The organism is Mesorhizobium sp. M0615 (assembly GCF_040320805.1).
In the GTDB taxonomy this organism is placed as follows: Bacteria; Pseudomonadota; Alphaproteobacteria; order Rhizobiales; family Rhizobiaceae; genus Mesorhizobium.
In genome coordinates this window covers 31,747-51,621 of the sequence record NZ_JAMYQI010000008.1, presented here as the reverse complement: position 1 = coordinate 51,621, position 19,875 = coordinate 31,747, and the positions used below count along the sequence as shown (strand labels likewise).

The following is a 19,875-nucleotide window of genomic DNA, read 5'->3' as shown; positions in this document are numbered from 1 at the left end:
GGGTTCGACGTAAAGGGTATCTCCGGGGCCAGCGCTGATCCTACCAGCGCCCGCGACCGTTGTGCGCCGGCCCGGCATACCTCAAAAATCCGGCTGTGATAATGGGTGGTCGCGCCTTCGGACGCTACGCAGGCAAGGCCAGCAGCGCCAGTCCGGCCAGCGCCGAGCCGGCCAATGTCGGCAGCATGCCGATCCTCAGTTTCAGCATGGCGACCATAGCGGCTGCCGCCAGCAGCGCGGCACGCCAATCCAGCGACGACAGCACCGGCACCTCCATGCCCAGGCCAACGCGGTGCACCGCGCCGAAGACGACATGCAGTGCGAACCACAGCGCAAGGTTCATCACCACGCCGACGACAGCCGCCGTGATCGCACTCAGCGCCGCCGACAGTGCCTTGTTGCCGCGCAGCGCTTCGATGTAGGGGGCACCGAGAAAGATCCAGAAGAAGCACGGCACGAACGTCACCCAGAGCGTCAGCAATGCGCCGAGCGATCCGGCGACAAGCGGTCCCATCGCACCGGCGTGACGATAGGCGGCGACGAAGCCGACGAATTGCAGCACCAGGATCAATGGTCCCGGCGTCGTCTCGGCCAGGCCAAGCCCATCGACCATTTCACCCGGCGCCAGCCAGCCGAACGAGGTCACGGCTGCCTGCGCGACATAGGAGAGCGCGGCGTAGGCGCCGCCGAATGTGACCACCGCCATCAGGCTGAAGAAGCCGCCAAGCTGTGCCCAAACACTGGCAGGGCCGGTCAGCGCCAGGATCAGTACGACCGGCCCGAGCCAGATCGGCAGCCAGATCGCGATGGTGCGCGGCGCGTGCCATTTCGTCGGCTTGGTGTGAGCGAGTTCGCCGCGTTCGAACATGACGTCGACGGCGCCCCTGACATCGGGCAAATTGTCCTTGCCGCGTGCGGCTCCGGAAAAACGCGCCGGTGCCAAGCGGTTGCCGATCCAGCCGGTCAGCCCTGCAACCAGGATGATCAGCGGAAACGGCAGCCTGATGACATAGATGGCAAGGAACGCGGCCACCGCGATCGCCATCATCACCCGGTTCTTGAGCGCCCGTTTGCCGATGCGGAGGACCGCCTCGACGACGACGGCCAGCACCGCCGCCTTGATGCCGAAAAACAGCGCCTCGATGACGGGCGCATCATTGTAAAGCACGTAGAAGATGCTGAGGCCCAGCATGACAAACGCACCGGGCAGCACGAACAGGATGCCGGCAACGAGGCCGCCGGCGGTCCGGTGCAGCAGCCAGCCGATATAGATGGCGAGCTGCTGTGCCTCGGGGCCTGGCAGAAGCATGCAGTAGTTGAGCGCATGCAGGAACCGCTGCTCGCCGATCCAGCGGCGATCCTCGACCAATTCCTTGTGCATCAGCGCGATCTGTCCGGCCGGCCCGCCGAAGGAGAGCAGGCCGATCCTTGCCCACAGTTTCGCGGCTTGGCGGAAGGTCGGGACGATCGGAGCCTCGGTAGCCTGTGCATCGTCGTCCGCGGCGAGGGCGCTCATGGCGCTTTGCCCGCGCTGGGCCAATTGTGGGTTTCGTCAGTGGCATCGCGGCACCATCTGAAGAACGCATCGTAGAGCAGCATGCCGGCATCAAGCTGTTCGAGATCGTCGCGGAACATGCGCGACAGCCCGAGCGATGCAGCGAGGAACCCGGCCGCCTGCGGTACGAGATCGAGGCGCGCCGTATCGGCTGCACGCACGATCAGCGCAAGGCGATCGAGCGCTTCGGACCGCAACCCGAACTCTTCGATCATCGTGTCGAAGGTGCAGCGCTCGCCGCGATGGCTCCAGAACACGTCGTCGATGTCGAAGGCAACCGCCCCAAACCGATCGGCGGCCGCCAGCACTTCAGACGGCTCGACAAACAGGAACACCGCCGAGGGATCGACGAAGCGGCGGATCAGCCAAGGACAGGCGATGCGGTCGACCTTGGGGCGGGCACGCGTCACCCAGACCGTGCGGCCCTTGTCGTCGCGGGGCGGTATCTTGTCGGCCTTGACCAGAAGTCCCTTGGCCGCCTGCCACGCCTCGAAGCCGCCTTCAAGGGATTCGGCAGCAATGCCCTCATGGCGCAGCCATGCGGCAACGCCTTGCGAGAGCTTCAGCCCCTTCTGGCAGATGACGACAGCATGAGCCCCCGTGAACTCGGCCGCCCAGCTCGAAACAGACTTGAAGTCGCGCCGGCACGAGGCCGGAAGCAGCCGCGGATCGACGTCGTAGTCTTCGTCGATGCGGACATCGACAAGAACAGGCGCGTCGGACAGACCGACAAGGCGGGAAAGCTGCGCTACGGTGATTGCGGTTGTTGACGGCATGGCGTCCACCTCCAGAGTGAGAGTTTGGACGCGATCATTGGGCTGACGCCTCACGGGGTCGTCGCGAAGGAACCCCTTGCCACAATGCTGGATTGATCTTTCGTCTTTGTCAAGGAAAGAGCGGCGCCGGGGGAGCGCGCCTACTGCGCCGTCCAGCCGCCATCCATCGGCAAAGTCGTGCCGGTAATCTGCCTGGCCGAGTCCGAGCACAGAAACAGTGTCAGCGCGGCGAGCTCCTCGACGGTGACGAATTGCTTCGTCGGCTGTGCCGCCAGGAGCACGTCGCGCTTGACCTGTTCCTCGGTCATGCCGCGCGCCTTCATCGTGTCGGGGATCTGCTTTTCGACCAGTGACGTCCAGACATAGCCGGGCGCGATGGCGTTGACGGTGATGCCGTCCTGCGCGACTTCCAGCGCTACCGTCTTGGTCAGACCCGCTATGCCGTGCTTGGCCGAGACGTAAGCCGACTTGAACGGCGAGGCGACCAGTGCATGCGCCGACGCGGTGTTGATGATGCGGCCCCATTTGCGCGCCTTCATGCCGGGCACCACGGCCTTGATCGCGTAAAAGGCGGCAAGCAGATTGATGCGGATGATGGCTTCCCACTTGTCGTCGGGAAACTCCTCGATTGGCGCGACATGCTGTATCCCGGCATTGTTGACCAGAATGTCGAGGCTGCCCAAGGCCTGCTCGGCTTCGCGCAGCATGGCGGTCACCGCTGCGCCGTCCATCATGTTGGCGCCGGAGTAGCGGCACTGGACGCCGAAATCCTTCTCGATGCCGGCGCGCTCCTGTTCGATCGCCGCGGCTTCGCCAAGGCCGTTGATCGTGACGTTGGCGCCCTCGGCGGCAAGGGCGCGGGCAATGGCCAGGCCAATGCCGCTGGTCGATCCGGTGACGAGCGCATTCTTGGAAGAAAGGGAACCCATGGAGATCTCGCGACTGTTAGGACTACTACAAAGGCACATAGTTTGTGCGCCGCAACATGACAATGCCATAACCATATGTCGGCGCCATCACAGCCCTAAAACGCGCTTTGCCGGCCTCGCCGAGCGCCGCCTCAAGGCTGACACGGCAGTGTTATGGTGCGGCGCAACATAGTCGGCCGCGCATTCGCGCAGTCATTCCTGAACCATCATCCAACGAATCAGGGGGGCTGTAGCTTGAAATCGCCGATGTCGTGATGCGTGCCTATGCCATGCCGCTCACCAACCGTCCTTCCGCCCGGCCCGTATCGCTTCTTCGACGCGACGCCCTGAGCTATCCTGCAATCTCCAGCAGGGCCGATACCAGCAAGTGGCGTTCGTCGGCGGACAGCACGTCGGAATCGAAGAGGTTCATGCTGCGCAGCCCTTCGATGGCCAGAAAGCAGACCAGCAGCGTCTTGAGGTCCGGCGTCTCGCTCTTCAGCCGCTGCAGCAGCTGCGACTTGAAGGCTTTTATCGGCGTCAGGAAATCCGGATCCTCGGCGATCGCCGAGAATATCCACGAAGCCGTCGGCTTCGGCTCCTCGCAATCATCCGCCGAGAGCCGGATATAGGTGGCGAGCAGGCTCTCGCCGCTGGCGCCGGCGACACGGCCCGATTCCAGCGCCAGCTCGAACGCGCGCAGGTAATTCTCCACCAGGCCCTGCATCAGTTTGGCCTTGGTCGGAAAGTTATATAACAGGCCGCCTTTCGACACGCCGGCGCGGCTGGCGACGGCGTCAAGCGACAGGCTGCCGGGACCGGTCTCGCGTGCGACATCGGCGGCGGCGGCGAGTATCTTGTCGCGCGAATTTGCCCTTTGGGTCTTCATCGATCCCTTCCCCCGCACCAGCCTAGGCGGAATTGACAAGACCGTCCAGACGGTACAGTAAGTTCGCCGTCATTTGTAATCGGGACCTGGCGTCGATAAGTGTCCCGCTATTCGGCTATTTTGCCGGACATCGGCCGAGGGGACAGTTCGTGAAGCGCTTCATCTCTATCACCGCAATTCTGCTTCTGCTCGCTTTGGTGTGCGTCGGCGTTGTCGGCTTCAACCTGTTCCGCGACAACGCTATCAAACAGTATTTCGCCACCATGAAGCCGCCGGCGACGACCGTATCGACGGTTGTCGTCAAGCCTTCCGACTGGACGCCGGGCGTCGAGGCGATCGGCACGGTACGCGCCGTGCGCGGTGTCGACCTTACCGTCGAGACCAGCGGCATCGTCAAGGACATCCTTTTCCATGCCAACCAGAAGGTGCCTGCCGATTCGGTCCTGCTGCAGCTCGACGATGCCGTCGAACGCGCGGATCTCGTCGCGGCCAAGGCGCAGTCCGTGTCCGACAAGACGGCACTCGAACGCGCGCTGGAACTGCAACGGCGCGGCGTCGGCACGGACGCCACGCTCGACACCGCTCAAGCCGCTGCATCGGCTTCCGCGGCGCAGGTCAACAAGCTGCAGGCCGTGCTTGATCAGAAGCAGCTGACGGCGCCGTTCGCCGGCACCGTGGGCATCCCCAAGATCGACCTCGGCCAATATCTCTCGCCCGGCAACGCAGTGGTGACCTTGCAGGATCTGGACACCATGCGGGTCGATTTCTCGGTACCCGAACAGCAGCTGCCGCTGCTCAAGATAGGCCAGGCGGTGCGGCTCGGCCTCGGCGGCACCGGCGGCGGCGCCGACATGCCGTTTGCCGGCTCCATTCGCGGCATCGATCCCAAGATCGACGCTTCAAGCCGCCTGGTGTCCGTCCGCGGCGAGGTCGCCAACCCTGACGGCAAGCTGACGCCCGGCCAGTTCGTCCAGGTTCGCGTCGAGCTGCCGCAGGAGAAAAACATTCTGTCCTTGCCGCAGACGGCATTGACGTCGAGCCTCTATGGCGACTTCGTCTTCGTCGTCGTTCCGGCGAAGCCGGCGGAAGGCGCCCCAGCCGCGAAACCCGAGGAAAAGCCTGCCGCGGGGGCCGACGCAGCAAAGCCGGCGGCAGATGCAAAGCCGGCAGACGCGAAACCGGCTGCCGAAGACGCCGCGGCGAAGCCCGCGGACAAGCCGGCTGTCGACCCCGCGAAGCCCGCGGCAGAACCGGAAAAGCCGGCGCTCGTGCTGTCGCAGGTGTTCGTGAAGCCCGGCCGCCGCAACGACGGCATGGTCGAGATCATCGAGGGCATCAAGACCGGTGACGAGGTCGTCACCGCCGGTCAGAACCGTCTCTTCAACGGCATGTCCGTCGCTGTCGACAACACCATTGACCCCAGCAAGTCGGCTAACCAGCAGGCTCAGCAATGAACTTTTCCGACATCTTCATTCGCCGGCCGGTCCTCTCCACCGTCCTCGCCTGCATGATCCTGCTCCTGGGTTTCCAGGGCATCTTCAACCTGTCGATCCGGCAGTATCCCAAGGTTGACGAGACGGCGATCACCATCACCACCGCCTATCCCGGCGCCAGCGCCGACCTGATCCAGGGCTTTATCTCCGCCCCGATCGCGCGGGCCGTCGCCTCGACCGAGAACATCGACTACGTCACCTCGTCCAGCCGGCCGTCTTCGAGCACTGTGGTCGTCCAGATGAAGCTCGGCTCCAATCCGGATGTCGCGCTCACCGAGGTCCTGTCGAAGGTGCAGGGCGTACGCGGCACCTTGCCGGATGCATCCAAGGACCCGGTCATCGTCAAGGGCACCGGCCAAGAGTTCGCGATGATGTACATCTCGATGCAGAATCCGAACATGAGCAAGGAGCAGCTCACCGAATATATCGAGCGCGTCGTGCGGCCCCGCATGTCGACGGTCGAAGGTGTCGCCGACGTGCAGATCTTCGGCGCCGAGGAATATTCGATGCGGGTCTGGATCGACCCGGTCAAGCTTGCTGCGCGTGGCGTCACCGCCGCCGAAGTGCTGGCGGCGATCAACAACTCCAACTTCCTGTCGGCGCCCGGCAACACCGAGAACGAATATGTCGTCTCCTCGATCACGGTTCGCTCGACGCTGCAGACGCCTGAGGCCTTTGCCGAGCTTCCGCTGCGCTCGACGGACGGCCAGGTGGTGCGCTTGCGCGACGTGGCGCGAGTCGAGCTTGCCGCCGAGAGCACCGACACGAGGGTGAGCTTCAATGGCAAGCCCGGCACCTTCCTCGCCATCTTCCCGACGCCGGCCGCCAACCCGCTGACAACGGCGGAGGCGATCCACAAGATCGTGCCTTTGATTCAAGAGACGCTGCCGAAAGGCATGACCATCGAAATCGTCTACGATTCCACCGAACAGATCAGCGCCTCGATCGATGAAGTGTTCAAGACCATCGCCGAAGCCGTCGCCATCGTCGTCGTGGTCATCCTGTTGTTCCTCGGCTCATTCCGCTCGGTGATGATGCCGATCGTGACCATCCCGCTGTCGCTGGTCGGCGTCTGCTTTCTTTTGTTTGCGGTCGGCTATTCGATCAACCTTCTGTCGCTGCTGGCCATGGTGCTGGCCATCGGCCTTGTCGTCGACGACGCTATCGTGGTGGTGGAGAACATTCATCGCCACATGGAGGAGGACCACATGTCGCCGATGCAGGCGGCCTTCAACGGCATGCGCGAGATTTTCTCCGCCATCGTGGCCATGACCATCACGCTCGCCGCCGTGTTCGCGCCGCTGGCCTTCACCGGCGGCCTGACCGGCGCGCTGTTCCGCGAGTTCGCGGTGACGCTCGCCGGTTCGGTGGTGCTGTCCGGCCTCATAGCCGTCACCATCACGCCGATGATGGCGGCGCGTCTGCTCAAGGCGGGATCGCACAGTCGCTTCCAGCGCGTCGTCGACGGAACCTTCAGCCGTGTCGAGCATGTCTATGAGCGGGCGGTCACCGCCTCCTTGAGAAATCGACCGGTGACACTGCTGATGGTCGTGGCGCTGGTTGCGCTCACCGGCTTCATGTTCACCAAGACCTCGAGCGAACTGGCGCCGGAAGAGGACCAGGGCTTCCTGTTGTCGATCGTGACGGCACCGCGCTACGCGACCTCGGACTACACCGAGACCTACGTCAACCAGATCCTCGGCCTGGTGAAGGACATTCCCGAAACCAGGGCGCAATTCTCTGCCGTTGCCTTTGGCGGCGCCACCAACGGCGCCTTTGTCGGCTTCGCCTTCAAGGATTGGGCCGAGCGCCAGCGCAACTCAAAGGAGCTTCAAGCCGATATCCAGGGACGCCTCGGCAAGGTGGCCGGCGTCGAGGCCTTCGTCTTCGCGCCGCCGACGCTGCCGGGCTCCGGCGGCGGCCTGCCGATCTCCATGGTGGTGCGCTCGACCGGTGGTTCCGCCGAGGTCTACGAGGCGGCCGAGCAGATTAAGAACAAGGCGCAGGCCTCCGGCCGCTTCATCGTCGTGCAAAACTCGATGTCCTTTGACGCTCCGCAGGTGACGGTGACCATCGACCGCGACCGCGCGGCGGCTCTCAACCTGCCGATCGCCGACATCGGCCAGACGCTGACGCTGCTGGTCGGCGGCGCCGAAGTGGCTCAGTTCGACCGCGACTCCAACAGCTACGACATCATCCCGCAGGTGCCGAAGGAATTCCGCGACAATCCCGAGAAGCTCGGCGAATATTTCGTGCGTAGCGTGACCGGCGAAATGGTGCCGCTTTCAGCGGTAGTGAAGATTTCGACCAACGCCGCGCCGGCCGCGATCGAGCAGTTCAACCAGCTGAACTCGGCGACGATATCAGCGCTGCCGCTTCCCGGCGTCACCACGGGCGACGGGCTGCAGACCCTGGAGAACCTTGCCAAGGAGAGCCTGCCCGATACCTTCTTCATCGATTATTCCGGCCAGTCCCGGCAGGAGAAGGAGCAGGGCAACACGATCCTTATCGCGTTCGCAGCCGCCGTAATCGTCATCTATCTGGTGCTGGCGGCGCAGTTCGAAAGCTTCCGCGACCCGCTGATCATCATGATGGCGGTGCCACTGTCGATCTTTGGCGCCATCGTGCCGCTCAATCTGGGGCTTGGAACGCTCAATATCTACACGCAGGTCGGCCTGATCACACTGATAGGTCTGATCACCAAGCATGGCATTCTTCTGGTCGAGTTCGCCAACCAGCAGCGCGAGCTGCATGGCATGAGGCGGCGCGATGCGATCGTCGCCTCGGCCAAGGTGCGCTTGCGGCCGATCCTGATGACGACAGCGGCGATGGCGCTCGGCGTCGTGCCGCTGATCGTGTCCAGTGGTGCTGGTGCGGCGGCGCGCTATTCGATGGGCCTCGTGATCTTCACCGGCATCCTGGTCGGAACCATGTTCACCCTGTTCGTGGTGCCGATGTTCTACACCTTCATCGCCAGCAAGGACCTGCCGCACCACGCCGAAAAGCCAGACCCGAAGCTGATGCCGGTGCACGCGGACTGAGCTGCGAACGGCGTTAGCGAACAAACGAAAAGAGGCCGGAAATTTCCGGCCTCTTTTTTGACTGGATTGATTTACCGCGAAGCTCTGATGGAGCTTCAGGCGGGAACTTGCGGTGCGGCATGACCTGGCCGGCTGCGCTGCACCATCGCTCCAAACGCAGTCTGCTACTTGACGATGACGATGCTGGTGTTGGTCGGGCCGAAGGTTTCGACCAACTGGTAGAAGTCGGCGGCATTGTCGGGATGCAGCCGCACGCAGCCATGCGACGCCGGCCGTCCCAGCCGCTTGATGGCGTTGGTCGCATGCACGGCGTAGCCGCCGCTGAAGAAGACCGAATGCGGCATCGGCGCGTTGTCGTATTTCTTCGAATGCCACATCTCGTGCATGCGGGTCGGCTTGAACGAGCCGGTCGGCGTGACATGCGCACTGTCGCCGGTCGAGACCTTCCAGGCGAAAGTCGGCCGGCCATCGACCAGCACTTCCATGGTCTGCTGCGACAGCGAAACACGCGCCACGATCTGGTTTGCCGCGGCATGGGCGGTGCTGTTGGCGGTGCCAAGCAGAAGCGCGGCGCCGCCGGCTGCGGCGGTGACGTTGATGAGTTTGGCGGAAATGGCTTTGTACATGATGGCTCCTCTTTGCCGGTCCTGCCGGCGTCAATTCGGTGGCCGCCTTATCCCCGCGCCATGTTTCAGACTGACTTCGCTGAGGCTCGTTTGTGTTTCGAATCTGTTTCCTCTGGTTAACAAGCAAGGTGGACAAGGGAAGCGTGCTCCGCCTTCGCTGCGCACTCCCGATCACGCACCGCGCCCCCAAACGAAAGTGCTGATGTCCTTATATGAAAGAAGATTGGCTTCGCTCGAAACCGACTTGCAACAAAGCGCGGCCTGGGCGGCATGATCTGGTTACAGGCTCGCGGCACAGTCATCCCAACGAGAACAGCCGGCGCCAACGAAAATGAGCATCAAATCGACCACCCTGTCCTGGCTCTTCAGGATAAGCATCGCCGCATTTGTCGTCGGCGGCATCGGCACAGTAGCCGGCACCCCGATGACGAAACTGGCGGTGATGAATTCGGGTGAGATTTCGACGCTGCATGCCGCGCTGTTCATAGCCTTGGTCTGGATTGTCTCCAGTCTGCGCATCAACCGTCTCAGGGCCCTCTGGCGGGTCGGCCTCGGGTTGAAGTGGATGCGCGGCCCCTCCGGCAACTTGCTGCCGAGAGGACCGAAGGCCCGCGTCGCAACGGGGGGCTCCGTGGGCGACGCGGGCACTTCGGGTTTATCCTGAAGCACCCGCGGTTCTGATTTTTGGGGACAACCGATGAAGACGAAATCTGCAGCCTCCGTGCTTTCGGTACTGCTCTATGCACAAGGCCTGCTCGGCTTTGCCGGTCTCGCCACGGTTCTCCTGAAGGACCGCGCGCATGCCGCCAGCGAAATCGTAGTCGCCAGCGAATTGCCGTCGGGACCATCGCTTCTGGTGGTGCGCTGACGCCTATGCATGGCGCCCGAGATTGCGCAGCTTTTTTGGGCGAGCCGAGGAACAATCCAGCCTCCCGACCCTCAGTCGGCGCGCTGCGTCGGCGGGTCGAACCGGTAGCCTGCGCCGCGTATAGTTGTGATGGTTTCGGTGTCGAGCTTGCGGCGCAGCCGCACGATGCGCGAATCGATCGAGCGGTCGAAGGCATCGGCATTTTCGGCGGGCGCCGCCGCAATGATGTCGTCGCGCGTCAGCACCTTGCGCGGGCTGGCCAGAAACAGCCTGAGCAGCGCCACCTGGCCCGGCGACAGCTGTTCTTCCGTACCCGAACGGTGCATGACGATGGCCGACCGCAAATCGACGGTGGCATTTTCCAGCACGATCAGTTCCTGGGCGGACCTGCCGCGCCGCGTCAGCAGGCCGCCGATGCGCGCGGCAAGCTCCCTGACATTGAGCGGACTTTCGACGACATCTGCGGCGCCAAGCTCGAGCGCCAGCACCTTGTCGACCAGATCGGCCGGCCGGCAGATCAGGATGAAATCCGGCCCCGCCTTCCCGTCCGCGCTCTGGCCGCCGCCATAACGCCTGAGCAGGTCCCGCCCTTCCGCCTGGCTGAGGCTGTCGCCGACGATGACGATATCGATGCCTCCGGCCGAAAGCAGGGATTCAGCTTCCCAGGGCTGCCGCGCCTCGCGCACGTCATGGCCGCGCCGGTCGAGATGATCGGCAAGATCGCCGGCCACCACATCGGCGACGGAAACCAGCGCGATGACGGATCGTGCAGCCATGTTTTTCTTCCCGTTCCCCCGCAACCGGATATGAGTGCTGGACATCATGTTTATACCCAATCTACTTTCCGCTGAAAGCGGGAGCGAGGCCATAGTGCGGGCACGGATTGTCATCGTCGAGGACGAGCCCGATCTCCGGGACGCGGTCGCCGAGTATCTCGGCGCCAACGGCTACGATGTGACCCAGGCCGGAAGCGCGGCCGAGGCGCGCGCCTTGCTGGAGACGGAATCGTTTCATTTGGCCATTCTCGACATCGCCATGCCGGGCGAGGACGGACTGTCGCTCGGCCGCTGGCTGCGCTCGAAAATACCGGTCGGCATCATCTATGCCACGGCTGCCGGCACCGCACTCGACCGCATTGTCGGGCTGGAGCTTGGCGCCGACGACTACATCGTCAAGCCCTACGAGTTGCGTGAGGTGCTGGCTCGTGTGCGCAGCGTGCTGCGCCGCGTTCCGCAGCCGAGCCCGCCCCAGGCGGCGAAGACACAAGCCGATGGCGGCCGCCGCCTGACCTTCGGCCCGTTCCAGGCCGACCTCGACGGCAGGCTTGTCACCGGCGCCAACGGCGCCGTCATCGACATGGCCAAGAGCGAGTTCGATGTGCTGGAGGTTTTCCTGACCCGCGCCAACCGGCTGTTGACGCGATCGGCGATCTCCGAGGCGATTGGTTTTGTTGAGGATCCTGAATCGTCGCGCGCCGTCGACATTCGCATCATGCGGCTGCGCAAGAAGATCGAAACCGATCCGGCCAATCCGAAATTTTTGCGCACAGTGCGCGGCGAAGGCTATATCTTCTCGCTGCCGACCGGTGACGGGCACTAGAGCAATTACAGGAAAAGTGTACGCGGTTTTCCGCCCGGAATTGCGTAAAAACAAAGAGATAGAGGCTTCTCCGTTTCCGTGAAACGGTGAAACGCTCTAGCAATTCCAGGAACAGTGCGTAGCGATTTCCGTTCGGGATTGCATTGAAACATGGAGCGTTTCACCTTTTTCGTGAAATGCTCCATAGCTGCCTAATTCGACGGCCCTTTACTGATGGCTGACATGACCGCTGAACCAGCACCACGTATGGACCCGCAAGGCGCTCGCCAGAGCGCCGCGATGGCGGCTGTGCGCGTCGTCCGCCGGTTGCGCGATGCCGGCGACTGGCAGCGCGAGATGGAAACCATCCTCGAAACGCTCTGCAGCGCCATGAATTGCCAGCGCGGCATCCTGTTCAGGCTGCGCGAATTGCCCGGCCAGGGCTTCGCCCAATCGGTCGCCGCCTACTGGATCGATCCTCGCTTCGGCGGCGAACTGGCTTCGCCGACGGTGATCATGCAGTCGATCGTCGATACCGATCCGCTGCTGGAGCGGATTGGAGAGGACGAGCGGCAAGGCAAGATCTTCGCCGGCCATACGCGCGATCTCGACGGGTTCCTCAGGGCCGATTTCGAAAAGCAGCACATCAAGTCGTTCCTGTCGGTATCGGTGTTCGCGCACGGTCATCTGTGGGGCACGTTCGCGGTCAATGACTGCCTAAACGAGCGCGAATGGACCGAAGAGGAAGAGGCGACGATGCACATCATCGCGCTCGCCATCGGCGACGCCATCGAGCACTCGCCGTCCGACGCCCATGCCAGCGAAGTCATCCGCCGCACCATGCTGCAGGCGTCGCTCGACGCCATCATCGTCATCGACGAGACCGGCTCGATCATCGAATTCAATCCGGCCGCCGAAAAGATGTTCGGCTATCAGCGCAGCGACATCCTCGGCAAGGACCTGCTCGATACCGTGGTGCCGGAATATTACCGCAAGGGCTATGTCTCGGGCGCCGAATACATGTCTGGCCGCGGCGCGCCGATGGTTGGCCAACGGCTTGAGACCGTGACACAGAATGCGGCCGGCGAGGTGTTTCCCATCGAATTGACGGCGACCGAGATGCGGGTGGCTGACCGTCAGCTCATCTTCGGTTCGATCCGCGATCTGCGCGATAAGCTGCGCGCCGAAGAAGAGATCAACCGCCAGCGCGAAAAACTGCACCAGAACGAGAAGATGGCGGCGATGGGTTCACTGCTGGCCGGTGTTTCGCACGAGCTCAACAACCCGCTCGCCGTGGTCGTTGCGCAGTCGACGCTGCTGCATGAATTCGCCACCGACCCGCAGACCAAGGTTCGCGCCGAGAAAGTGCGCGCCGCTGCCGAGCGCTGCGGCCGCATCGTCAAAAGCTTCCTGTCGATGGTGCGCCTGCATCCGGCGGCGCAGGCCGAGACCGATCTCAACCAGGTGATCCGCGCCGCACTCGAAGTAACCGCCTATGGCGCACGCTCGAGCGGCATCATCATCGACACCGATTTCGCGCCCGGCCCGCTGCTGGCGATGGCCGATGCCGACCACGTCACGCAGGTGGCCGCCAATTTCCTGATCAACAGCCAACACGCTCTGGCCGGTATCGGCGGCGACCGCCTGATCAAGGTGCGGACATTCCGCAGCGATCGCGGCAACCCCGGGTTTTCGGTCGAGGACAACGGACCGGGCATTCCCGAGGCGATCCGCAGCCGCATCTTCGAATCCTATTTCACCACCAAGCCGGTCGGCGTCGGCACCGGCATCGGCCTGTCGATCTCGAAATCGATCGTCGAGCGCCACAACGGCAATATCTGGTTCGAGGAGGTGCTGCCGCGTGGCGCGCGCTTCGTCGTCCAGCTGCCGGTAATCACCGGCGGCGCGGCAGCAGCCGGCGACAGCCCGGCTCGTTCCAGCGGCTTGCGCCATGCGCTGATCATCGACGACGAACCCGACGTCGCCGGCTCCCTCTCCGACATCCTGGAACTGATGGGTATCAAGTCGCGGGTCGTGCCGGCCTGGACGTCGGCGGCGGCGACCTTGACCGGCCACATGCCGCCAGACATCGTCTTTTCCGACTTGCGCATGCCCGGCACCAGCGGCATTGCCATCTACCGCGAATTGCTCGCCGACAACCTGGCGCTGGCCAAACGCTTCGTGCTGGTCACCGGCGACCTGATCGGCGCCAAGGCCGAGATCGAAGCCTTGCCGGCGCCGCAGCGCCCGCAAATCCTGGAAAAGCCGTTCTCGACGCTGGACGTCCGCGGCGTACTCTCGGCAATAGCCGACCAGGTCGCCGCCGCCGGCTAAGTTTTCGGAAGCACCCATGTAGGGTCTATCGAGATTCGGGTCAGGCCGAGTCGAGAATGGTGGTTCCCGAGAACCGGAGCGGAGCGTACTTGAAGTACGCGAGCACCGGAAGCGCAGGGAACCTCCATGCGCAGGCCGGCCTCACCCGAATATCGATAGGCCCTAAAAAAGAGGCTCCCGACCGAGGGAAGCGGCGGGAGCCAAGAACGAGCGCGGGAGGAAGCGCTCGGGAGGTTCAGAAAACGTTGGGTGTCGTGGTCAGCGGCGCTGCGTTGGCGATCATGCGGACGGAACGCGCCTTGTGCACGCCGGACTGGGCGGCGATGACGCGCAGGCACTCCGCGCTCTCGGCGCCCCAGGCCTGACCCTGGCAGGCAAAATCGATTTCCGGCTCCGGCAGCCGGGCGGTCTTGATGGTGGTCGGCGCGCCCTGGACAACATTGGCCGGCGGGTTGAGCGAAGCAAAAGCCGGACCGGAAGCCGGTGTCAGGAACATGACGGCCAGAGCGCAGGCGCCCAGCATGGAGAACATCGCAACCGGATGGTCGCTGGCGCGCTGACGCAGTGCCAGTTTGGCGCGTCGTTCGTTGCTAGTGATCTCGACTTTCGTATGCATTGCTGCTCCCCTTCGTTTTCTTATGAAACGAACCTAAGCGCGCCTGGTAACGGGCGAATGATGCGCTTGGCTTGCCCGCGTAACAGGTTTGAAACAAGAAATTCGGGCATATCCGGACAGATCCGGTCATGTGCCGACGGCAAGATGCGTTTGCGAAGCTGTTTCATCCGGGCAATCAAATGTTGACGACAGGCGGGCCGCGAACGCACCAAGCCCGCTTCCTGTCGGCCGCACTATGAACAAGCTCACACTGCGGATCGAATTTGCGGACGCCAGGTATTTTCGTCTCGGAGCGGGCCGTGTTTGCAAGCTCGGCACGGCCAAATCCGCATGCCGGACAGCTATTTCACGCCCCCGGTTAACGCCCGGATATTCCGGGATTTTCTGGCTTTCAGCTGGTCCTGTTGTGCCGACTTGAAAAGTTGTGATTTCTACAAGCCATTGCATTTCAATGTAAAATATGGTTTTATTGAATGAGTATTCAATAAAAGAAGAGCTTTTTTATGAACCCGCATCTCCGTGACGTGGCGATCCCCAATGATTGGGACCGGCGGGGTCTGCCGGGCTGGAGTTATCACTCCGACGCGCTTCTCGAACTTGAGAAGGAATACGTCTTCCGCAACCATTGGCAGATCGCCGGCCATGTCTGCGACGTGCCGAATGCCGGCGACTATCTGACTATGGACGTGGTCGGCGAGCGGGCGCTCATCGTGCGCGGCAAGGACGGCGTCGTGCGCGCCTTCAACAACATGTGCCGGCATCGCGGCAGCCGCGTCGTCGCCGACAGCCAGGGCACCTGCAAGAACGCGCTGGTCTGCCCGTTCCATGGCTGGGTCTACAATCTCGACGGCACGCTGCGCGGCGCCGCCCGGCCGCGCTCCTTCCCCGAGCTCGACAAGACCGAATTCGGCCTGATGCCGCTCGACCTTGAGATATGGATGGGCTTCATCTTTGTCCGCTTTCGCAAGGGCGGCCCGCAGCCTTCGGTGGCCGAACTGTTGAAGCCGATCGAGGCCGAGATGGCACACTACAACGTGGCCGAGATGGTGCCGTCCTGGGGCATCTGGACACAGAAAACGCCGGTCAACTGGAAGTCGGTGCGCGACGTCGACAATGAAGGCTACCACGTCGCCATGGCGCATCCGGCGCTGCAGGATCTCTACGGCTCGACCTATTTCGACGAGCCGTTCATCAACGGCGTGTCGCGCTCGTTTGCCACCTACAATCCGCATGCCGGCCGGCGCTGGAGCGTGCGCGAATACATCAAGCTCACGCCCGATGCCTCACACCTGCCGGAGCATCTGCGCAGGGCCTGGATCTATTACGGCATCTTCCCCAACAACGCGCTGTCGATCATGCCGGAATCGGTGCAGTTCTATCAGGAGTTCCCGCTGTCGACCGGCGAGACGCTGCTGCGCGGCGCCATCTACCGCTACCCCGACGAGACCCGGGAACAGGCGGCCGCCCGCTATCTCGCCTACCGCATCGACCGCGATACCATGAACGAGGACGTGCAGCTTTCCGTCTGGTCAAACGAGTCCATGATCTCGGAGGCCTTCGAGGGTTTTTATCTCTCCGACCTCGAATACGGTGTGCGCACCCACCACGACCATCTGCGCAAGCAGATCCCGGTGCTGGGCCTGGAGACGGCGCCGGAGGAGAAGGACATGTGGAACCTCAATGAGGCTATGCGCTCGCAGGTGTAGGGGCGGAACTGCCAGTCACCCCTGCCACACGCCCTCTTTGCGCAGATCGTCCATGGTCCGCGAAATGCCTTCGCGCAGGATCGCCACCATGTCGTCGATCTGCTCTCGCGTGATGATCAGCGGCGGCGACATCACGCACATGTTGATCAGCGGCCGGACCAGGAGGCCGAGTTCGTGGCAATGCGCGTCGATGCGCTTGCCGACATCCTTGTCGAGCTGCAGCGGATCCTTGCTTTCGCGGTCGGCTACGCACTCGACGCAGCCCATCAGGCCCATGCCGCGGACTTCGCCAACCAGCGGCAGTTCCTCCAGCGTCTTCAACTGCGCCTGGAAATAGGGCGCGACATCGCGCGTGTGGGCCAGCACGCTGTCTTCCAGGATATCGAGGTTCTTCAGCGCCACCGCGCAGCCGATGGGATGACTGGTATAGGTCAGGCCATGGCCGAACATCGCATCGGGATGGTTGGAACGGCGCATTTCCTGAAGCAGCCGCTCCGAGATGATGACGCCGCCAAGCGGGAAATAGCCTGATGTAACGCCCTTGGCGAAGGTGATCATGTCGGGGTCGATGCCGAAGCCATCGCCGGAGGCAAAGACATGGCCGAGCCGCCCGAAGCCGGTCACCACCTCATCGGAGATATAGAGGATATCGTTGTCCCTGCAGATTTCGCGAATGCGCTTGAGATAGCCATCCGGCGGCACGACGACGCCGCCGGATGCCTGCACCGGTTCGCCGACGAAAGCACCGATCTTCTCTGCGCCGACGCGGGCGACCGCATCGCGAAACTGATCGACCAGGAAATCGCAGAAGGCGGCGATGTCAATGCCTTTCGGCCGCCGGAACGGGTCTGGCGAGGACAGTTTGACGACCAGATCGTCGGCGCCGTCCATCCAGTCGCGGTCGCGCGGCCGGCCGTTGAGCGAGGCCGACAGATAGGTCGAGCCGTGATAGGCGCCGCCGCGGCTGAGGATCAGCTTCTTTTCCGGCCGCCCGCGCACATTGTTGTAGAACTGCATGAAGCGCAGTGCCGTCTCGACAGCCGACGATCCGCCGGTGGTGAAGAAGGTATGGCTGAGATCGCCCGGCGCATGATCGGCGAGGCGCTTGGCGAGCTCGGCCGACGGCGCATTCATCGTATACCAGGGCGTGTTGTAGGACAGCATCATCGCCTGGTCGTACATCACCCTGGCCAGCTCCTCGCGGCGGTGGCCGACATTGATGCACCACATGCCGGCCGGCCCGTCGATCAGTCGCTTGCCTGTTACATCGGTGAGGTAGATGCCATCGCCCTCGCCGATCAGCGCACGCGCTTCATTGCCGACCGAGCCGGCATAAGGCCAGGGCTGGATGAGATGGCGCTTGGCCAGCTCGACCGCATCGCCACCGTCAGCCATTTCCATCGCTCTTAGGTCTCTTGCAGCCGCCATCATTGCCTCGCATCGTCTGAGCGTAATTTCACCGGACAGAAAGCGAAGCGCCAAGGGCAGGAAAGCCGGCTTTCTTCACTTCATTTTGAATGTCCGTTCAATCAATATTACAGAAATAGCGCTTGATTTCAATGCACGGATGCGCTCATGATGAAAGAAAGCCGGCAAGCTTGAGCGCAACCAGCAAAGCGCGCTCCGCAAAAATTGGGAACAGGCAGCCGGCCCGGTCGATGGGAGCATCATGGCGGAACAGTTCGAGCCAGCAACCGAGATCACGCCCGGGTCGCTGCAATGACGGTAGCTGCCGAAGGGGTGTCCACGCGGCGCATGACGCGAGCAAGGCGAAACGCCCTTCTGCAGTCCGAGTCCGTCCAGGGCCTTGCCCTGATCAGCCCGACCTTGGTCTACGCTTTGATCCTGCTGCTGGTGCCGATCCTGGTGGTCTTCGCCCACTCCTTCTGGACGCAGAACTACCTCACCATCGACCATACATTCACGCTGGAGAATTATCGCATCGCGCTGACCGAGCCGATCTACCGCGATCTGCTCTGGCGCTCGCTCTACATTTCGCTGACGGTGAGCTTTTTCACCGTCATCCTCGCCTATCCGATCGCCTATTTCATCTCGTTCCATGGCGGTCGCCACAAGAGCCTGTGGCTGTTCCTGATCACCATCCCGTTCTGGACCAGCTATCTCCTGCGCGTGATGTCATGGAAAGTCATCCTCGGCTATAATGGCGTGCTGAATTCCGGCGTGATGGGCCTCGGCATCATCGACGAACCATCAACCGCGCTACTCTACAATTCCAGCGCCGTCATCATCACGCTCACACACGCCTGGGCGGCCTTCGCCATCCTGCCGATCTTCGTTTCGCTCGAGAAGGTCGACCGCACCTTGGTCGAGGCTGCCACCGATCTTGGCGACCGCCCGCTGCGCTCCTTCCTGCGCGTGACGCTCCCGCTGTCGGCGCCGGGCGTCATCTCGGCCGCTCTCATCGTCATGATCCCCACCGTCGGCGACTACGTCACCCCAAGGCTGGTCGGCGGCAAGGATGGCGTGATGATCGCCAATGCCATCGAGTCGCAGTTCCATAAGGCCTCCAACTGGCCACTCGGCGCGGCACTGTCCGTGACCACCATGCTGGTCGTGACGCTGATGGCGGGCGCCACCGTGCTCATCATCCGCGCGCTGCAGAGGCTGGCGCGATGACAGCGAGGCGGCGCCTTTTCCCCGGCGGCTGGCTGTCCGCCTACGCCCTCCTCTACGTCGTCTTTCTCTATCTGCCGGTGATCTTCCTGCCGATCTTCTCGATCAACACCGCGCCGACGCCAAAATTTCCTCTCACCGGCTATACGCTGAAATGGTACCAAGACCTGCCGAAGACGCCGGCGCTGCTTGACGCCGCCTGGAACAGCCTGATCGTCGGTATCTCGGCATCGGTGCTGGCGACGCTGCTCGGCATCCTCGCCGCCCGCTCGATCACCCGCTACCGCTATCCCGGCCGCCGCACAATCAATGGCCTGATCATGGCGCCGCTGGTGCTGCCGGAAATCATCCTCGCCATCTCCATGCTGCTGGTCATGCTGCAACTGGGCTTAAGCCTTTCGCTGTTCACCGTCGTACTCGGCCATGTCCTGATCTGCATTCCCTATTCGATGACGGTGCTGACCGCAGGCTTCGAGGGTTTCGACCGCAGCCTCGAAGAGGCCTCCGCCGATCTCGGCGAGAGTGCCTTCGGCACCTTCCGGCGGGTGACGCTGCCGATGGTGGCGCCGGCGATCATTTCCAGCCTCCTGGTCTGCTTCACCATCTCGCTCGACGAGTTCGTCATCGCTTTCTTCCTGACCGGCACCGAGACGACGCTGCCGATCTATATCTGGGGCCAGCTGCGCTTTGCCGCCAAGCTGCCGGGTGTGTTGGCGCTGGGCACGCTGCTGCTGGTTGCCTCTTTCGTTTTGATGACCGTTGCCGAGATCCTGCGCCGCCATGCGGCCAGACGCACCCAGAGCGAGGGAGGCCTCTATGCCTGAGCAGTCCCGGGCCGAACGGCCTCAGGA

Annotated in this window: 17 protein-coding genes; 9 read left to right on the top strand and 8 right to left on the bottom strand. The window is 63.0% G+C overall.

Going from position 1 to position 19,875, the window contains the following annotated elements; all coding sequences use genetic code 11:
- Positions 1-124 precede the first annotated feature (124 nt).
- The 4 genes from chrA to NKI46_RS15405 all read right to left on the bottom strand — a co-directional run bounded on the left by chrA (position 125) and on the right by NKI46_RS15405 (position 4,128).
- Positions 125-1,516 (bottom strand): chromate efflux transporter, encoded by a 1,392-nt coding sequence (gene chrA / locus NKI46_RS15420; RefSeq protein ID WP_023742910.1) that lies wholly within the window; start codon positions 1,514-1,516, stop codon positions 125-127.
- Positions 1,513-2,331: a chromate resistance protein ChrB domain-containing protein gene (locus NKI46_RS15415; RefSeq protein WP_023683941.1), complete on the bottom strand. Its 819-nt coding sequence runs from the start codon at positions 2,329-2,331 to the stop codon at positions 1,513-1,515. Before NKI46_RS15415 ends, chrA begins: the two co-directional genes overlap by 4 nt.
- Before the next feature lie 140 nt (positions 2,332-2,471).
- Positions 2,472-3,260, bottom strand: a complete 789-nt coding sequence (locus tag NKI46_RS15410; protein WP_023734628.1) for a 3-hydroxybutyrate dehydrogenase — start codon at positions 3,258-3,260, stop codon at positions 2,472-2,474.
- 331 nt (positions 3,261-3,591) lie between these two features.
- A complete protein-coding gene (locus NKI46_RS15405; RefSeq protein ID WP_023670057.1) occupies positions 3,592-4,128 on the bottom strand; it encodes a TetR/AcrR family transcriptional regulator in 537 nt (178 codons plus the stop codon).
- A gap of 149 nt (positions 4,129-4,277) precedes the next feature.
- On the opposite strand from NKI46_RS15405, the gene NKI46_RS15400 reads away from it, so the two are divergent.
- Both NKI46_RS15400 and NKI46_RS15395 read left to right on the top strand, forming a co-directional pair.
- Positions 4,278-5,582 (top strand): efflux RND transporter periplasmic adaptor subunit, encoded by a 1,305-nt coding sequence (locus NKI46_RS15400; RefSeq protein ID WP_352746837.1) that lies wholly within the window; start codon positions 4,278-4,280, stop codon positions 5,580-5,582.
- Positions 5,579-8,662 (top strand): efflux RND transporter permease subunit, encoded by a 3,084-nt coding sequence (locus tag NKI46_RS15395; RefSeq protein WP_023696405.1) that lies wholly within the window; start codon positions 5,579-5,581, stop codon positions 8,660-8,662. Before NKI46_RS15400 ends, NKI46_RS15395 begins: the two co-directional genes overlap by 4 nt.
- A 164-nt stretch (positions 8,663-8,826) precedes the next feature.
- Here NKI46_RS15395 and NKI46_RS15390 read toward each other — a convergent pair whose 3' ends face one another.
- A complete protein-coding gene (locus NKI46_RS15390) occupies positions 8,827-9,288 on the bottom strand; it encodes a L,D-transpeptidase (protein ID WP_023683946.1) in 462 nt (153 codons plus the stop codon).
- 331 nt (positions 9,289-9,619) lie between these two features.
- On the opposite strand from NKI46_RS15390, the gene NKI46_RS15385 reads away from it, so the two are divergent.
- Both NKI46_RS15385 and NKI46_RS15380 read left to right on the top strand, forming a co-directional pair.
- Positions 9,620-9,952 carry a hypothetical protein gene (locus NKI46_RS15385; protein ID WP_023670061.1) on the top strand — a complete coding sequence of 111 codons (333 nt, stop codon included), beginning with the start codon at positions 9,620-9,622 and terminating at the stop codon, positions 9,950-9,952.
- A gap of 33 nt (positions 9,953-9,985) precedes the next feature.
- Entirely contained in the window at positions 9,986-10,156 is a 171-nt protein-coding gene (locus NKI46_RS15380; protein ID WP_023670062.1) for a hypothetical protein, read from the top strand.
- A gap of 71 nt (positions 10,157-10,227) precedes the next feature.
- Here the strand turns inward: NKI46_RS15380 and NKI46_RS15375 are convergent, their stop codons facing one another.
- Complete coding sequence (locus NKI46_RS15375; RefSeq protein WP_023670063.1) at positions 10,228-10,932, bottom strand: response regulator transcription factor; 705 nt, start codon at positions 10,930-10,932, stop codon at positions 10,228-10,230.
- A gap of 94 nt (positions 10,933-11,026) precedes the next feature.
- Between NKI46_RS15375 and NKI46_RS15370 the strand changes: the two genes are divergently transcribed.
- Positions 11,027-11,755 (top strand): response regulator, encoded by a 729-nt coding sequence (locus NKI46_RS15370; RefSeq protein WP_023670064.1) that lies wholly within the window; start codon positions 11,027-11,029, stop codon positions 11,753-11,755.
- Between the two features lie 222 nt (positions 11,756-11,977).
- Entirely contained in the window at positions 11,978-14,068 is a 2,091-nt protein-coding gene (locus tag NKI46_RS15365) for a hybrid sensor histidine kinase/response regulator (protein WP_023670065.1), read from the top strand.
- Between the two features lie 235 nt (positions 14,069-14,303).
- Here the strand turns inward: NKI46_RS15365 and NKI46_RS15360 are convergent, their stop codons facing one another.
- Positions 14,304-14,684 (bottom strand): hypothetical protein, encoded by a 381-nt coding sequence (locus NKI46_RS15360; RefSeq protein ID WP_023670066.1) that lies wholly within the window; start codon positions 14,682-14,684, stop codon positions 14,304-14,306.
- A 503-nt stretch (positions 14,685-15,187) separates the two neighbouring features.
- Here NKI46_RS15360 and NKI46_RS15355 point away from each other — a divergent pair.
- Entirely contained in the window at positions 15,188-16,390 is a 1,203-nt protein-coding gene (locus tag NKI46_RS15355) for an aromatic ring-hydroxylating oxygenase subunit alpha (protein WP_023696407.1), read from the top strand.
- 15 nt (positions 16,391-16,405) lie between these two features.
- On the opposite strand, the gene NKI46_RS15350 is transcribed toward NKI46_RS15355, so the two are convergent.
- Complete coding sequence (locus NKI46_RS15350; RefSeq protein ID WP_352498128.1) at positions 16,406-17,818, bottom strand: aminotransferase; 1,413 nt, start codon at positions 17,816-17,818, stop codon at positions 16,406-16,408.
- Positions 17,819-18,109: 291 nt separating this feature from the next.
- Here NKI46_RS15350 and NKI46_RS15345 point away from each other — a divergent pair, with 291 nt between their 5' ends.
- A complete protein-coding gene (locus tag NKI46_RS15345; RefSeq protein ID WP_352746834.1) occupies positions 18,110-19,027 on the top strand; it encodes an ABC transporter permease in 918 nt (305 codons plus the stop codon).
- Positions 19,024-19,848, top strand: coding sequence for an ABC transporter permease (locus tag NKI46_RS15340; RefSeq protein ID WP_023693704.1), 825 nt, complete (start codon positions 19,024-19,026; stop codon positions 19,846-19,848). The genes NKI46_RS15345 and NKI46_RS15340 overlap by 4 nt, the downstream gene beginning before the upstream one ends.
- Positions 19,849-19,875: the final 27 nt, after the last annotated feature.

Bases quoted from the DNA above. Each gene is read 5' to 3' on its own strand.
- NKI46_RS15345 (WP_352746834.1), top strand. From the start codon at position 18,110: ATGACGGTAGCTGCCGAAGGGGTGTCCACGCGGCGCATGACGCGAGCA.
- NKI46_RS15395 (WP_023696405.1), top strand. From the start codon at position 5,579: ATGAACTTTTCCGACATCTTCATTCGCCGGCCGGTCCTCTCCACCGTC.
- NKI46_RS15350 (WP_352498128.1), bottom strand. From the start codon at position 17,818: ATGGCGGCTGCAAGAGACCTAAGAGCGATGGAAATGGCTGACGGTGGC.
- NKI46_RS15405 (WP_023670057.1), bottom strand. From the start codon at position 4,128: ATGAAGACCCAAAGGGCAAATTCGCGCGACAAGATACTCGCCGCCGCC.
- NKI46_RS15355 (WP_023696407.1), top strand. From the start codon at position 15,188: ATGAACCCGCATCTCCGTGACGTGGCGATCCCCAATGATTGGGACCGG.
- NKI46_RS15410 (WP_023734628.1), bottom strand. From the start codon at position 3,260: ATGGGTTCCCTTTCTTCCAAGAATGCGCTCGTCACCGGATCGACCAGC.
- NKI46_RS15380 (WP_023670062.1), top strand. From the start codon at position 9,986: ATGAAGACGAAATCTGCAGCCTCCGTGCTTTCGGTACTGCTCTATGCA.
- NKI46_RS15385 (WP_023670061.1), top strand. From the start codon at position 9,620: ATGAGCATCAAATCGACCACCCTGTCCTGGCTCTTCAGGATAAGCATC.
- NKI46_RS15360 (WP_023670066.1), bottom strand. From the start codon at position 14,684: ATGCATACGAAAGTCGAGATCACTAGCAACGAACGACGCGCCAAACTG.
- NKI46_RS15365 (WP_023670065.1), top strand. From the start codon at position 11,978: ATGACCGCTGAACCAGCACCACGTATGGACCCGCAAGGCGCTCGCCAG.
- NKI46_RS15340 (WP_023693704.1), top strand. From the start codon at position 19,024: ATGACAGCGAGGCGGCGCCTTTTCCCCGGCGGCTGGCTGTCCGCCTAC.
- NKI46_RS15390 (WP_023683946.1), bottom strand. From the start codon at position 9,288: ATGTACAAAGCCATTTCCGCCAAACTCATCAACGTCACCGCCGCAGCC.
- chrA (WP_023742910.1), bottom strand. From the start codon at position 1,516: ATGAGCGCCCTCGCCGCGGACGACGATGCACAGGCTACCGAGGCTCCG.
- NKI46_RS15375 (WP_023670063.1), bottom strand. From the start codon at position 10,932: ATGGCTGCACGATCCGTCATCGCGCTGGTTTCCGTCGCCGATGTGGTG.
- NKI46_RS15415 (WP_023683941.1), bottom strand. From the start codon at position 2,331: ATGCCGTCAACAACCGCAATCACCGTAGCGCAGCTTTCCCGCCTTGTC.